This window comes from Cupriavidus sp. IK-TO18 (assembly GCF_015549295.1).
Lineage (GTDB): Bacteria > Pseudomonadota > Gammaproteobacteria > Burkholderiales > Burkholderiaceae > Cupriavidus > Cupriavidus oxalaticus_A.
In genome coordinates this window covers 77,790-91,412 of the sequence record NZ_JADGMP010000014.1, presented here as the reverse complement: position 1 = coordinate 91,412, position 13,623 = coordinate 77,790, and the positions used below count along the sequence as shown (strand labels likewise).

Annotated in this window: 11 protein-coding genes and 1 pseudogene; 7 read left to right on the top strand and 5 right to left on the bottom strand. The window is 67.9% G+C overall.

Going from position 1 to position 13,623, the window contains the following annotated elements; translation table 11 throughout:
• Nucleotides 1-15: 15 nt before the first annotated feature.
• Nucleotides 16-1,815, bottom strand: coding sequence for an acyl-CoA dehydrogenase family protein (locus IPF36_RS12235; RefSeq protein WP_195428043.1), 1,800 nt, complete (start codon nt 1,813-1,815; stop codon nt 16-18).
• A gap of 132 nt (nt 1,816-1,947) precedes the next feature.
• On the opposite strand from IPF36_RS12235, the gene IPF36_RS12230 reads away from it, so the two are divergent.
• The 4 genes from IPF36_RS12230 to IPF36_RS12215 all read left to right on the top strand — a co-directional run bounded on the left by IPF36_RS12230 (nt 1,948) and on the right by IPF36_RS12215 (nt 5,791).
• Nucleotides 1,948-2,880, top strand: coding sequence for a LysR substrate-binding domain-containing protein (locus IPF36_RS12230; RefSeq protein WP_195428042.1), 933 nt, complete (start codon nt 1,948-1,950; stop codon nt 2,878-2,880).
• A 380-nt stretch (nt 2,881-3,260) separates the two neighbouring features.
• A complete protein-coding gene (locus tag IPF36_RS12225) occupies nt 3,261-3,590 on the top strand; it encodes a FeoA family protein (protein WP_240745865.1) in 330 nt (109 codons plus the stop codon).
• Between the two features lie 13 nt (nt 3,591-3,603).
• Nucleotides 3,604-5,463, top strand: a complete 1,860-nt coding sequence (gene feoB, locus IPF36_RS12220) for a ferrous iron transport protein B (RefSeq protein ID WP_195428041.1) — start codon at nt 3,604-3,606, stop codon at nt 5,461-5,463.
• Between the two features lie 13 nt (nt 5,464-5,476).
• Nucleotides 5,477-5,791 (top strand): DUF6587 family protein, encoded by a 315-nt coding sequence (locus tag IPF36_RS12215; protein WP_133097117.1) that lies wholly within the window; start codon nt 5,477-5,479, stop codon nt 5,789-5,791.
• A 368-nt stretch (nt 5,792-6,159) separates the two neighbouring features.
• Here IPF36_RS12215 and IPF36_RS12210 read toward each other — a convergent pair whose 3' ends face one another.
• Entirely contained in the window at nt 6,160-7,473 is a 1,314-nt protein-coding gene (locus IPF36_RS12210; RefSeq protein WP_135703394.1) for a hypothetical protein, read from the bottom strand.
• A 203-nt stretch (nt 7,474-7,676) separates the two neighbouring features.
• Here IPF36_RS12210 and IPF36_RS34615 point away from each other — a divergent pair.
• Both IPF36_RS34615 and IPF36_RS12205 read left to right on the top strand, forming a co-directional pair.
• Nucleotides 7,677-7,858, top strand: a pseudogene (locus IPF36_RS34615) (alpha-isopropylmalate synthase regulatory domain-containing protein); the annotation flags it as partial.
• Between the two features lie 387 nt (nt 7,859-8,245).
• The gene (locus IPF36_RS12205; protein ID WP_133097118.1) at nt 8,246-8,890 is read left to right on the top strand and encodes an OmpW family protein; all 645 of its coding nucleotides are present in this window, start codon (nt 8,246-8,248) and stop codon (nt 8,888-8,890) included.
• Between the two features lie 83 nt (nt 8,891-8,973).
• Here the strand turns inward: IPF36_RS12205 and IPF36_RS12200 are convergent, their stop codons facing one another.
• Complete coding sequence (locus tag IPF36_RS12200) at nt 8,974-10,461, bottom strand: AMP nucleosidase (protein ID WP_133097119.1); 1,488 nt, start codon at nt 10,459-10,461, stop codon at nt 8,974-8,976.
• 188 nt (nt 10,462-10,649) lie between these two features.
• On the opposite strand from IPF36_RS12200, the gene IPF36_RS12195 reads away from it, so the two are divergent.
• Nucleotides 10,650-11,039, top strand: coding sequence for a GNAT family N-acetyltransferase (locus IPF36_RS12195; protein ID WP_133097120.1), 390 nt, complete (start codon nt 10,650-10,652; stop codon nt 11,037-11,039).
• Between the two features lie 282 nt (nt 11,040-11,321).
• Here the strand turns inward: IPF36_RS12195 and IPF36_RS12190 are convergent, their stop codons facing one another.
• Together IPF36_RS12190 and IPF36_RS12185 are read right to left on the bottom strand one after the other, a co-directional pair.
• Nucleotides 11,322-12,350, bottom strand: a complete 1,029-nt coding sequence (locus IPF36_RS12190) for an MBL fold metallo-hydrolase (protein WP_133097121.1) — start codon at nt 12,348-12,350, stop codon at nt 11,322-11,324.
• A 263-nt stretch (nt 12,351-12,613) separates the two neighbouring features.
• Complete coding sequence (locus tag IPF36_RS12185; protein WP_195428040.1) at nt 12,614-13,582, bottom strand: tripartite tricarboxylate transporter substrate binding protein; 969 nt, start codon at nt 13,580-13,582, stop codon at nt 12,614-12,616.
• Between the last annotated feature and the right edge of the window lie 41 nt (nt 13,583-13,623).

Here is a 13,623-nt window from a genome sequence, read left to right as displayed (position 1 = left end):
GGGATGGATACGGTGTCAGAACACGTTGACGTCTGCGACCGCGCCCGCTGCGCGCACCACGCCGTCAGCAGGGGGCGCCACCGTCTCGGCCAGCCAATCCGGCTCGGTGCTTGCCGCCAGCGGATCCTGCGGCAGCACGCGATGGCGCAGCACCAGCTGCGCCAGGCGCATGCGGCGCACCGAGCCGATGCGGCCGGCTTCCCACGCCATCGCCACCGCGGTGGTCACGTGGTACAGCGCGGAAGCCGCCTGGCGCGCCAGCAGGTCGCCGTCGGCGCCGGCTTCGGCGGCATGCGCGGCCAGTTTCGCGGCAGCGGCGATGGCGCCTTCGAAGGTGGCGTGTGCGTCTGCGTGCATCGGGGTATCGGCCAGCAGCCCGGCCAGGTGTGCCTGCAGCACCGGCAGCGCGCCTTCGCGGCGGATCGCGCGCAGCACGTCGAGCGCGACGATATTGCTGGTGCCTTCCCAGATCGAGCCGAGGTGGGCGTCGCGCACCAGGCGCGGGTCGCTCCATTCCTCGATATAGCCGCAGCCGCCGCGGATCTCCATCGCGTCGCCGGTGACCTTGCGCGCGTCGCGGCAGGCGCGGAACTTGATCAGCGGTGTCAGGATGCGCATCAACGGGTAGGCATCGGCCTCGCCGGCATCGGCGCGGCGCAGCGCCTCGGCGGTCTGGAACACCATGGTGCGGGCCTGCTCGGTGGGCAACGTCAGCTTGAGCAGCTGGCGGCGCATCAGCGGCATGTCCTCCAGGCGCTTGCCAAAGGCACGGCGCTCATGCGCGATGAACAGGCCCTCGGTCAGCGCGCGGCGCATCAGGCCGGCGGCGCGCACGCCGTTGGACAGACGCGAGTTGTTGATCATGTCGGCCATCTGCACGAAGCCGCGGCCGGGTTCGCCCACGAGGTAAGCCTGCGCGCCTTCGAGGCGGATCTCGCCGCTGGCCATCGAGCGCGTGCCGAGCTTGTCCTTGAGCCGGATGATGCGGTACTGGTTGTCGCTGCCGTCGGCCAGCTTGCGCGGCAGCAGGAACAGCGACACGCCCTTGTGGCCGGGCACGGCGTTGCCGGCTTCGTCTTCCACGCGCGCCAGCACCATCGCCAGCGCGGCGTCGGGGTTCGAGCAGAACCACTTGTCGCCGTGCAGGCGCCAGCCGCCCTCGGCGCCGGTGTCGCGCACCGCGCGCGTGGCGGTGGCGGCCACGTCGGAGCCGGCGCCCTGCTCGGTCATGAACATGGCGCCCTGGTACAGGTCTTCGAACACCTGCGTGGTCAGGTTGGGCAGGAATTTCCCGACCAGCGCCGGATCGCCGAACTTGCGCAGCGTGCGCGTCAGCGAATCGGTCATCGACAGCGGGCAGCACAGGCCGAACTCGGCCTGCACGAACAGATAGGTGAGCGCGTACTTCGCCGCCGGCGGCATGGGCTTGTCCCAGCCGAGCACGCCACCACGGTGCGAGGCGGCGGCCAACCCGAATTCGGCGAAGGCCACGCGCTCCATTTCCACGTAGGCGGGATGCTTGTCGATGCGCTGCGCGTCCATGCCGCTGCGGGTGCGGTAGCTCAGCGTCGGGGGGTTCTGGTCGGCCACGGCGGCCAGTTCGTCGAGCACGCCGCCTGCCAGCGCGCCCATGCGCTCCAGGTGCGGCAGCAGGTGATTGAACAGGTCCGCGGGCAGGTAGAGCGGCAGCAGCGCACGCAACTCGGGGTCGGCGCCGAGCAGGCTCCCGCCCTGGCGGTCGGGCACCGGATGGGCGGCGGCGGGGCTGTCGGGCTGGGCGTGAGGTGCGGTATTGCGCACGACGCTGGTCGGCATGTCTGGTCTCCTTTGCGGGTGGACCGGCATGGTTGGCGAACACGCTGCGGCCCTTTGACCTGCATTATTCAAACCCCAAGGATTTGCGTCTAATTCTAAAATTGGCTCGATCAATATGATTTTTGTATCGCCATGGAATTCCGTCACCTGCGCTATTTCCTTGTGCTGGCAGAGGAACTGCACTTCGGCCGGGCCGCGCGCCGGCTTGCGATTTCGCAGCCGCCGCTGTCGCTGAACATCCAGCAGCTCGAAGCCTCGGTCGGCGCCCGGCTGTTCGACCGCGACAGCCGCGGCGTACGGCTGACTGCGGCCGGGCGCGCCTTTCGCGAATCGGCCACGGCATTGCTGGCGCAGGCCGAGGCCGCGCGGCTGCTGGCACGCGAGATCGAAGCGGGCGCCATAGGCCGGCTGCGTGTCGGCTTTGTCGGCTCGATGCTGTACCGCGGCCTGCCGCAGATCCTGCGCGGGTTCGAGGCGGCTTACCCGGGGATCCAGGTGGCGCTGACCGAGCTCAACTCGCAGGAGCAGATCGATGCGCTGCTGCACGACGAGCTCGACGCGGCCTTTATCCATACCGGCCGGGTGCCCGACTCGCTGCGGGCCACGCGGGTGCATGCCGAACCGTTCGTCTGCTGCCTGCCGGCGGACCACCCGCTCGCGGCGCAGCCGGAGCTGGCGCTCGCAGACCTGCGCGGCGAGGCCTTCGTGCTGTTTTCGCGCAAAGCGTCGCCGGACTACTACAGCCGCATCTTCGATATGTGCGCGGCCCAGGGCTTTTACCCGCAGATCCGGCACGAAGTGCGCCACTGGCTCTCGGTGGTCTCGCTGGTCTCGCAGGGCATGGGCGTGGCCGTGGTGCCGGCGGCGCTGGCGCGTTCCGGCATGGCGGGGGCGGCATTCCGACCGCTGGCGGGCACGGCGGTGCGCTCTGAAGTCTATTGCGTGTGGAAGACGGCGCCCGACCATCCCGCGCGCGACAACTTTGTGGCGATGGTGGCCGCGCAGGCGGCGTCGAAAGCGGCGTCCAAAGAAAAAGCCACCGGCCCTGCGGCCGATGGCTTGTGAAGTACGCGTGGAACGGGGTGTTCAGCGTGCTTGGAGCTTAACGCCGCAGGCTTGCGGCATCCAATAACGCAAATGTAGTAATTGCATGGTGCTGCATGAGACCTGTTGCATTAGGTTTTGGACAGCCGAACTTCGAAACGCTAGCGCGCATGTGTGCCAGCGCACGGCCGTAAGCTTGGCCCCTCCGCGCGCGCCGTCACCGGTTATCATTCGCCTCCTGCCGCGCAGCGGCATGGCGGCTGGCGTGCCCGCCACTTGCGGGGCATCATCATGCCCTATTTGCGATACAATGAAAACGATTTTCATTTACGTACCTGGCGAGGTCATGCCGGCCGCATCACGGCCGCGTTGGACGACCGCGCCAACGGACTGGAAGCATGATGCGGTTGTCTGAACTTCCACGGCGCACGCCCGCCGTAGTGCAATCGGTGGACGACGCCACGCCCGGCGACCCGGTTGCGCGCCGCCTGCGAGAGCTAGGCTTTGTTCCCGGCGAAATCGTCCAGGTCATCGCCTACGGACCCTTCGGCATGGATCCGCTGGTCGCGCAGATCGGCTTTACGCGCTTTGCGCTGCGCCGCGTGGAAGCGGCGCGCATCGGCATCGAGCTCGCCAGCGCCTCGGTGACCAGCATCGCGCCTGCCGAAGCGGGCAAACAGCCCGGCGCCACGACGCCCACACCGAACGAGCGGACCAAGCGGACCGCGTGAGCCCTTCCGGAATATGTCTGTAGCAGCTTCCCCGACTCCTGCCCTGCGCATCGCGCTGGTAGGCAATCCCAATTGCGGCAAGACCGCACTGTTCAACCGACTGACCGGCAGCCGGCAGAAGGTGGCCAACTACGCCGGCGTGACCGTCGAGCGCAAGGAAGGCCATTTCGTCTCGCCGGCGGGACGCCAGGTGCGCATCCTGGACCTGCCGGGTGCCTACAGCCTGCACGCGGCGAGCCTGGATGAAGCCATCACGCGCGACGTTTGCATGGGCGTGCGCGCCGGCGAGCAGCGTCCCGACCTGCTGGTGTCGGTGGTGGACGCGACCAACCTGCGCCTGCACCTGCGCTTCGTGCTGGAACTGCGCCGGCTGGGCCTGCCGATGGTGGTGGTGCTCAACATGAGCGACGCCGCCGCGCGCCGCGGCATCCGGATCGACCGCGACAAGCTGGCTGCCGCGCTGGGCGTGCCGGTGGTCAGCACCGTGGCGGTCAAGCGCGACGGCGCGGCAGCGCTGCTGGCGCTGCTCGACGGCGCCCTGCCTGCCGCACCGCCGTCCTCGCCCGAGCCCGCCAGCGACGTTGACGTGCACACCGAGGTCAACCGCCTGCTGGCCACAGCGGTCAGCATGCCGGCGCGCACCGCGGCGCTGGACGACCGGCTCGACCGCATCGTGCTGCACCCGGTGTTCGGCCTGCTGCTGCTGGCGGTGCTGCTGTTCCTGATGTTCCAGGCGGTGTTCTCCTGGGCCGAGCCGCTGATGGACGGCATCGAGGGCGGCGTGCACTGGGCCGGAGAACTGCTTGGTGCGCATCTGCCCGACGGCCTGCTCAAGAGCCTGCTGGTCGACGGCCTGATCGCGGGCCTGGGCAGCGTGGTGGTGTTCCTGCCGCAGATCCTGATCCTGTTCCTGTTCATCCTCACGCTGGAAGAATCGGGCTACCTGCCGCGCGCGGCATTCCTGCTGGACCGGCTGATGATGGGTGCGGGGCTGTCCGGCCGTTCGTTCATCCCGCTGCTGTCGAGCTTTGCCTGCGCGATTCCCGGCATCATGGCCACGCGCACCATCCAGGATCCGCGCGACCGCCTCACCACCATCCTGGTGGCGCCGCTGATGACCTGCTCGGCACGGCTGCCGGTGTATGCGCTGCTGATCGGCGCCTTTATCCCCGAACGCACGGTGATGGGCCTGTTCAACCTGCAGGGGCTGGTGCTGTTTGCGCTGTACGTGGCAGGCATCGTCAGCGCACTGGTGGTGGCCTATGCGCTCAAGTTCTTCCGCCGCGACCGCACCGACCATCCGCTGCTGATGGAGCTGCCGTCGTACCGCATCCCCAATGTGCGCGACGTGGCCATCGGCCTGTGGGAGCGTGCCCGGATCTTCCTGTCGCGCGTGGGCAAGGTGATCCTGACGCTGACCGTGCTGCTGTGGTTCCTGTCGACCTTCCCGGCGCCGCCGGAAGGCGCGACCGCGCCGGCCATCGACTACAGCTTTGCCGGCATGATCGGCCATGCGCTGCAGAAGGTGTTCGCGCCGGTGGGCTTCAACTGGCAGATCTGCATCGCGCTGGTGCCTGGCCTGGCCGCGCGCGAAGTGGCAGTGGGCGCGCTGGCGACGGTGTACGCGCTGTCTGGCAGTGAAGACGCCATGGCCGCGCAGCTGGCGCCGATGATCGCCGCGCAGTGGTCGCTGGCCACCGCGCTGGCGCTGCTGGCGTGGTTCGTGTTCGCGCCGCAGTGCATCTCGACACTGGCGGTGATCCGCCGCGAGACCAACTCGTGGAAGGTCATGGCAGGATCGATCGTGTACCTGACCGGGCTGGCCTACCTGGCCGCGTTTGTCACTTACCGCGTCGCGCTGCTGGTCAGCTGACGCCATCGCTGCCATGACGCTCTACCACGCCTTCGAAACGCTGCTGGTCCCGCTGATCGTGCTGGCGTGCGCGGTCTCGGTGCTGGCGCGCTATGCGCCGCGCACGCGCGAGCGCGTCAAGGCCGCCCTCGCGACACGCCTGGGCGGCGCCGCCGCGAGCGGCTGGCGCGGCCGGCTGGTGCGGTGGCTGGCGCCGCAGGCGGCCTCGGGCTGCACCAGCGGCTGCGACGACGGCGGCTGCAACACCTGCGGCTCCAACACCGCCAACGCCACTGGCGCGCAAGGAAAGCCCGCCGAGCAGGTCGTGCGCTTCGTGCGCAAGCGCTGAACGGCGCGTATTTTCCCCTCCATCTCCCTTCTGGGCTCCTTCACGCAGAAACGGGTACGCCGACTGCTTGCGCGGCATGCGCAGGCAGCGGGATACGCTCGTCTGGCGCGGGCTGATGGGGTATACCGGCGGCAATGAAGGACTGTGAAGCGGCACGCAGAAATGGGTACGCTTTGGGTGCGGAACGTGGTCGGTGCGGGCCGCGGCACTGGCAGGACGTGGGCTCACCTGGTGGTTTCGCGGGCTGTATTGGCCGCGCAATACGACTCTTCCTTGCTGCGCAGAAATGGGTACGCTTTGGGAAGGCACCAATGCAAAACGCCCTCCGGACCGGAGGGCGTTTCACTTGCGCGCGGGAACGTTGCTGCTTACTTGACGGTACCGACGAAGACCAGCTTCAGCGGCGTGTTGTCCGCCACCACCGTGCAGGTCGCGGTGATGGTGAAGTCGCCGGCGGCGGTGCCCGTCGCGCGCACCTGGTGCGGCAACATCAGCATGCTAGGCGTCAGTGACACTGGACCGGTCTTTTCCCACGCCCAGTCTTTGCACGCGGTGTACTGCGCATCATCGCCCAGGTGCTTCATGCGCGCGGTCACTTCCACCGGGATCGCCGGCATCAGCAGCAGCGTCAGCGGCTGCTGGTTGTCGTCGACCAGCGTCCAGGTCGGATTCTCGGTCACGGACAGGGCGGCAGCCGGGCGCACGGCCAGCTTGGTGCTCACGGCGGTCACCGTCAGCGTGCTCTGGACCGGGCCGGTGCCCTTGGCCAGGCTGCTGCTGACCGTGGCATCGTGCGTACCCGCGGCTTCGGCGGTCGACAGCGTCGGCGAGGTGGCGGTGTAGGTCCAGGTGCCGTCGAAGTCGGCCGTGACATCCTGGCCGTCGTTGCGCAGCACGCGCGAGGTGAATTTGGCCGGATGGTCGTTGAGCACCTGCAGCGCATCCACCGGCTGGCCAAGGCGCGTGGTCACCACGCGATAGGTGGCCGAGCCGTTCTTCGCCACCGTCACCACGATGACGCCGCCGATCGCGCGGCCATCCGGCGCCGTGACCGACACCGACACGTCAGCCGTCACGGCCGCGGTGGTCGAGCTGTTGCTCGCCTTCAGCGTGGCGCTGTTCTGGCTGGCCGTGACCTGGACCGCGGTGGCGCTGCTCGCCCACGCCCAGCTGTTGACGCTGGCCGAGACGTCATTGCCGTTGCTGTCGACCAGCGACACCTTGACCGGCAGCTCCTGGCCGTCGCTCATCGACAGATTGGTATGGGGAATCGACAGGCTGTAGCTGACCGCGGAAGCCGGCACCACGGTCATGGTGGCGGTCTGCGCAGGCAGCGTGGTGGTGGTGTTGTCGGCGTTCCTGACGGTCGCGACCACCTGCACGTTGGTGGTACCGGTGGCGATGCCGCGCACCACCGCATTGGCCGGCGTGGCCGCGACCGGTTCGACCGTGGCGATGCCATTGTCGGCGCTGCTCCAGGTGAACACCGTATTGCCGCTGACATCGACGCCGTTGCTGTCCACCGCCAGCGCGCTGATGGTGAGCGTGCGGCCCACGCCTACCTCGCCCGAGGTCGTGCTCATCTTGACGGTGAAGGTCAGCGGCGTGGTCGCGGCAGGCGTGGAGGGCGAACTCGAGCCGCCGCTGCCCCCACCGCCGCAGGCGGCCAGCAAGAATGTCATGGCAGTCCCTGCCAGCCAGGTTGCCCACGTTCTCAGTTTCATGATGTTCCCCCGTGTTCTTTCACGCGCTACCAGCCTAGGTGCAAAGGTGCCAGCGCAATACTGGCCAGATGACTGAGGGATAACGTACGGACCCGCGCATAACTCATCCTTTCAGCGCACATGCGACCGTCCTTCGGTCGAGGCGGAGCGCCGTGACGGATGTGGACCTGCCGGTGCGCGTGATGGACTACCACGAGCACGCGATGACCGCCGGCGCCGATGCGCGCGCGGCTTGCTATGGGAAGTGCGGGTGGGAGATTCGCCGACGGGCTTCGGCGCGGGCATCGACGTGAACCCGGTCACGGCGTCGCTGCGCGCGGTGGTCTCGGGCGTGAGCCGGCACCGCGCCGGCCGGCAGACGAAGCCGACGCGGCCTGACACGGCGCTCGCCGCAAGGGGATCCGAAGAAAACCGGTGTGCCCCGCCCCCACGGGGCACACCCGGAAAGACGCCCTTGCGGACGCCCACGACATGCCCGGTGCCACGGCGCCCGCCTTTGCGTGGAAGCTCGCGGGCGCTGATCTCCTGCACAGCGTAAGGGCTGGCGCGCCGGCTTGCCACGAATGATTCCGCATGTGGTTATTAGCGGAGGATTAGCGCCGTAACTCCGCTGTCGCGCGATCGCGACGCACCTGTGTGGCGGCTTCTCGACTTGTTCTGCATCAAGGTCCGCACAAACCCGCTCGGCCAAACTGTCCGCGGACTCCTTACCAGACCAAGACAAAACATCATGAACAAGCTCTCTCTCCGTACCCGGGTCACCTGCTCCGCCATCGCCGCCTGCGCCATGCTCGGCGCGTTCGCCGCGCCCGCGATGGCCGCCGACGATGCACAAGGCAACTGGATGGTGCGCCTGCGCGGCACCTACCTCGACATGGCCAACAGTTCGGACCCGGTTGGCGGCGTAGGGGCATCGGACCGCATCACGGTCAACAACAAGTGGATCCCCGAGCTCGACGTCACCTACTTCTTCACCCCCAATATCGCCGCCGAGCTGGTGCTGACCGTACCGCAGAAGCAGAACGTCTATCTCGACGGCAACAAGATCGGCACCTTCAAGCACCTGCCGCCATCGCTGCTGGTGCAATACCACTTCATTCCCAATGGCACGTTCCGTCCGTATATCGGCGCGGGCCTGAACTTCACCCGCATCTGGGGCGAGAACCTCGCCAACAACGCGCTGCAGCTCGACAGCTGGAGCGTCGGGCCGGCGCTGCAGATCGGCATGGACTACAAGCTGACCAAGAACTGGTTCCTGAATGCCGACATCAAGAAGATCTGGCTGTCGAGCGATGTGAAGGCCGGCGACGTCAAAGTGTCCAAGGTGAGCCTGGACCCGTGGCTGTTCAGCATGGGCGTGGGCTATCGCTTCTGAGCGGCAACGCGAGAGTAAAAAATTAAAGGCCGGCCCCGTCGGGAGCCGGCCTTTTTTGCTTGGGCAAGAAAGAACGTCGCAGCCTAGCGGAATGCCGGCTCGTCGAAGCTGCGCAGCTTGCGCGAATGCAGTTGCTCGACACCGTTTTCACGCAGGATGCGGATTGCCTCCAGCCCGATGGTCATATGCTGGCTGACGCGCTGCCGGTAGAACGCGTTGGCCATGCCGCGCAGCTTGAGCTCGCCGTGCAGCGGCTTGTCCGAGACGCACAGCAGCGTGCCGTAGGGCACGCGCAGGCGGAAGCCGTTGGCGGCCACCGCGGCGCTTTCCATATCGATGGCGATGGCACGCGACTGGTTAAAGCGCGCATACAGCGACTTGGATTTCAGCTCCCAGTTGCGGTCGTCGGTGGAGACCACGGTGCCGGTGCGCATGCGCGTCTTCATCTCGCTGCCGGACAGGCCGGTGACGCGCGCCACCGCTTCCTGCAGCGCCACCTGGATCTCGGCGATCGGCGGCACCGGCACCCAGGGCGGGAGGTCGTGGTCGAGCACGTGGTCGTCGCGCACGTAGGCGTGTGCCAGCACGTAATCGCCCAGCTGCTGCGAGCGGCGCAGGCCGCCGCAGTGCCCGACCATCAGCCAGCAATGCGGGCGCAGCACGGCAAGATGGTCGGTCATGGTCTTGGCGTTGGACGGGCCCACGCCGATATTGACCAGCGTCACGCCCAGCTTGTCCTCGCGCACCAGGTGGTAGGCCGGCATCTGCGGCAGCGCGCGCGGGCGGGTCGTGTCTTCGGGCTCGGCGCCGCCGAGGTCCTGGACCACGTCGCCGGGCTCGACAAAGCGGGTGTAGCCGCCGCCGTCGCTGCTGCTCATCAGCGCACGGCCCAGCGCGACGAATTCATCGACATAGCGCTGGTAGTTGGTGAACAGCACGAAGCGCTGGACATGCTGCGGCGCCGTGCCGGTGTAGTGGTACAGCCGCTGCAGCGCCAGGTCCACGCGCTCGGCCGGGAACAGCGACAGCGGCCAGGCCTCGCCCGGGATCGGCTCGTAGGTGCCGTTGGCGATGCCGTCGTCGATGCGGCTGAGCTCGGGCAGCACGAACGAGGCCTCCAGCTCGCGCGCCTGGGTGTAGCTGATGTCGGTGGTCGAGGCTTCGATCACGAACGGCAGCGGGATCGGGCGCCGGCTCAGGCCGACGACCACCGGGACGCGGTGGTAGCGCATCAGCCGTTCGATCTGGTCGCGGTAGTAGTCCGCCAGCAGGTCGGGGCGGGTCACCGTGGTGCCGTACACCCCGGGGTAGGCCACCGTGCCCCAGGAGGGGCGGCTGTCGGTGACCATGGTCTCGATGTTGACCGAGATCCCCAGGTACGGATAGCAGGCGTGCGCGGCCGAGGGCAGCGGCTTGCCGCTGGCGAATGCATCGAAGCGCGCGCGCACCGCGCCGACCGAGGCGTCGTAGATCTCGCGGATGCGCGCCAGCGCTGCATCTGCGTCAGAAAATTCGGCGAGCTGGTCGGCCGGATGGGCTGAGGAGAAGACGGGGGCGTTCATGCAGGCCATGATACCCCGCCGGCGCGCTGGCGTGAGCGGCACCCCCACCCACCCGGAAGCCAAATTGACGCGCCCGCGCCCGCTCGCTACACTCCGCCAATTGTGCGGCGCGGGTTCCCGTGCCGTTCTCGACTCGCGGCGCCCCTGGTGGCAAGGGGCGGCGAGGGGCCGTACATGCTTTACTGGGAGAGCCGCCAATGGAAATCCGTAACCTGTTGCCCGATGACATCGAGGCAGCCAGACAACTACTGATCGCCAATGGCTGGTCCAACCGGATAGGCGGTCCCGACAAGTTCGCGCGGCTGGTGGCCAATTCCCAGCGCGTGGCCGTGGCGGTGGAAGGCGGCGAGATCGTCGGCTTCGCCCGGGCCCTGTGCGACGACGTCTCCGACGGCTTCCTGTCGATGGTAGCCGTGGCCCCGAGCCACCGCCGGCGCGGCATCGGCCGCTCGCTGGTGCGCCACGTCATGGGCAACGATCCCGATATCACCTGGGTGCTGCGCGCGGCGCGCTCTTCCGAAGCGGCGTTCTTCGGCCAGCTCGGCTTTACGCCATCGATGGTGGCAATGGAGCGGCGCCGGCCCTGAGCCGTACCGGCCAGTCCCGACTGATCCTCGCGCCTCACTCCGCGCCCATCTGCGCGAGAACTCCCCGGCGTACCAACCTGAACAGCGGCCGCCCGGCGCGCCATGCGTCGGCGTGGTCGCGCCCCGGCTGCGGCAGCCCGCTACGGGCGGGGCCAGGAACAGCACGTCGAAGAACGCGATGCCCTCGGCCAAGGTGCCGCAGCGGGCAAGCGTACCCATTTCTGCGGCCATCGGCCTGAGCGTTTCCCCAGGCATGGCGAACAGCGCGGCGTGCGCCCCGGGCTATCGATCCGCTCGGATCGGCCCGTACTCGGCCGGCACCCAGGTATAGCCGGCCGTGTCGCGACGCACATGGCCCAGCCCCGGAAATGGCAGGTGCGCGCCCCCTACCCACAGCTTGCCCTTGGCCGCATCGGCCAGGATGCGCTTGCGCGTGATCACCGCGGCATGGCTGTCGGTATCGAACTCGATCGCCACCTGCGGACGGCGGAACTGGACCGCATGGCTGTGGACGATGTCGCCCCACAGCAGCAGGCTGTCCTTGCCCGAGGTGAACAGGTAGCCACTGTGGCCCGGCGTATGCCCGTAGGCGGGCAGCGCGCGCACGCCCGGGATCGGTTCGGCGCCGCTGCCGCCTTGGCCGCCGCTGCCCCCGTTAAACGTGCGGAACCGGTTCGCCGCCTGGTATGGCGCGACCGCGGCGCGTGCCATCGCGAACAGCCCCTGTGCTTCCTTCGGCGCCGCGGCGGCATTGGCTTCGTTGAGCCAGTAGTCGGCATCGGCCTTGTCGACATAGACCGTCGCGTTGGGGAAGGCCGGCTGCCCGTTCGCGGCGAGGCCGCAGGCATGGTCGCCGTGCAGGTGCGTCAGCAGCACCGCGTCGACCTGCTCCGGCGCATAGCCCGCCGCGCGCAGGTTGTCGCCAATGCGCCCGAGCGTGGGACCGAAGCATGCCGCTGCGCCGGTATCGACCAGCACCAGGCTGCTGCCGGTATTGACGAGGTAGGCATTGACCGCCGTCTGCATGCCCGGCGTCGACTCGACGAACATCCGTGCCAGCAGGCTCTGCACCTCGCGTGCGCTGGTGTACTTGAGGATCTTCGGGTCGAGGTCGATGTAGCCGTCGTACAGTGCGGTGACTTCCAGCTGGCCGATCACCATGCGGTAATAGCCCGGTACCTGGGTCTTCTGCTGCGCCGCGGCCGCATGGGCGCTACCGATGGTGGCCGGTAGCATCGTGATGGCTATCGCGGCGGCGGTTGCGGCGGCCATGGCCAATGCCGGCAGGCGCGCGGCGGACTGCAGCTTCATGTCTGGTTCCTTGTTGTTGGTGGTTGTCGGGGGAGACAGCGCCGGCCGGCGCGCACACCGGCCGAAGGCGTATGTTAAGCCGGATGGCGACTCACCGGAAAAGCAGGCCCGGCGCGGCAGCGAGCAACAAGGAGAGACCGCGGACGACACGACAACAGCTACGCAGAAATAGGTACGCCCGACCAAAGCGTACCTACTTCTGCGTAAAGAACGGGGCCGCGTGGCCCCGTTTTCCATTCATGCGAGCTTGCAGCGGCTCGTCGTCACTCAGGCTGGATATTCGCCGCCTTGATGATGCGGCCCCACTTGCCAGACTCCTGCGCCTGGAATTTCGCGAGTTCGGCGGGCGTGCTGGTAAACACTTCGGTGCCCGTCGACTGGTAGAAGCTGGCCGCATTGTCGCTGCGCGCGGCCTTCACCATCAACGCGTTCAGCCTGGCCACCACGGGTTGCGGCGTACCGGCCGGCGCGTAGGCCGCGAACCAATAGCTCATCTCGTAGCCCTTGACGCCGGCCTCGTCGATGGTCGGCACGTCGGGCGCCAGCGGCGAGCGTGCCTTGCCCGATACGCCCAACGCGCGCAGCTTGCCGCTCTTGACCTGCGGCAGGCCCGTGGCGGTGTCGGTGATCATCATCTGGATCTGGTTGCCGAGCAGGTCGGTGATCGCCAGCGGGTTGCTCTTGTACGGCACGTGCAGCAGTTCGACGTGCGCCATCTGCTGGAACAGCTCGCCGGCGATGCGCGACGACGAGCTGCCGCTGCCGAAGCTGAGCTTGCCCGGTTGCTTCTTTGCCAGCGCGATGAACTCGCCCACCGTCTTGGCCGGCACTTGCGGGTTGACCACCATGATCTGGCCGCCGCGGCCGAGCGCGGTCACCGGCGCATAGTCCTTGACCGGGTCGTAGGGCAGCTTCTTGAACAGGTGCTCATTGGCGGCATGGGTGGTGTTGGTGCTGATCAGCACGGTGTAGCCGTCGGGCGCGGCCTTGGCGACGTCAGACGCCGCAATAAAGCCATTGGCGCCGGGCTTGTTGTCGACCACCACGGTGACCTTGCTGTCCAGCGTGATGGCCTGGCCGATGGCCCGCGCGAGCTGGTCGGTGGCGCTGCCGGCGGCGAACGGCACCACGAAGCGGATCGGCTTGTCGGGGAATTCGGCCCATGCCTGCCCGGCGGGCAGGACCAGTGCGCACAGCGCGACGGCGGCCAGTGGCTTGAGGAATCGGTGCATCGTTGTCTCCTGTCGGAATCGTTGTTGGTGCGCGTTGTTGG

What these genes read in the sequence shown, in the direction of transcription:
- IPF36_RS12235 (WP_195428043.1), bottom strand. Translation starts at nt 1,815, where the DNA reads ATGCCGACCAGCGTCGTGCGCAATACCGCACCTCACGCCCAGCCCGAC.
- IPF36_RS12230 (WP_195428042.1), top strand. Translation starts at nt 1,948, where the DNA reads ATGGAATTCCGTCACCTGCGCTATTTCCTTGTGCTGGCAGAGGAACTG.
- IPF36_RS12225 (WP_240745865.1), top strand. Translation starts at nt 3,261, where the DNA reads ATGCGGTTGTCTGAACTTCCACGGCGCACGCCCGCCGTAGTGCAATCG.
- feoB (WP_195428041.1), top strand. Translation starts at nt 3,604, where the DNA reads ATGTCTGTAGCAGCTTCCCCGACTCCTGCCCTGCGCATCGCGCTGGTA.
- IPF36_RS12215 (WP_133097117.1), top strand. Translation starts at nt 5,477, where the DNA reads ATGACGCTCTACCACGCCTTCGAAACGCTGCTGGTCCCGCTGATCGTG.
- IPF36_RS12210 (WP_135703394.1), bottom strand. Translation starts at nt 7,473, where the DNA reads ATGACATTCTTGCTGGCCGCCTGCGGCGGTGGGGGCAGCGGCGGCTCG.
- IPF36_RS12205 (WP_133097118.1), top strand. Translation starts at nt 8,246, where the DNA reads ATGAACAAGCTCTCTCTCCGTACCCGGGTCACCTGCTCCGCCATCGCC.
- IPF36_RS12200 (WP_133097119.1), bottom strand. Translation starts at nt 10,461, where the DNA reads ATGGCCTGCATGAACGCCCCCGTCTTCTCCTCAGCCCATCCGGCCGAC.
- IPF36_RS12195 (WP_133097120.1), top strand. Translation starts at nt 10,650, where the DNA reads ATGGAAATCCGTAACCTGTTGCCCGATGACATCGAGGCAGCCAGACAA.
- IPF36_RS12190 (WP_133097121.1), bottom strand. Translation starts at nt 12,350, where the DNA reads ATGAAGCTGCAGTCCGCCGCGCGCCTGCCGGCATTGGCCATGGCCGCC.
- IPF36_RS12185 (WP_195428040.1), bottom strand. Translation starts at nt 13,582, where the DNA reads ATGCACCGATTCCTCAAGCCACTGGCCGCCGTCGCGCTGTGCGCACTG.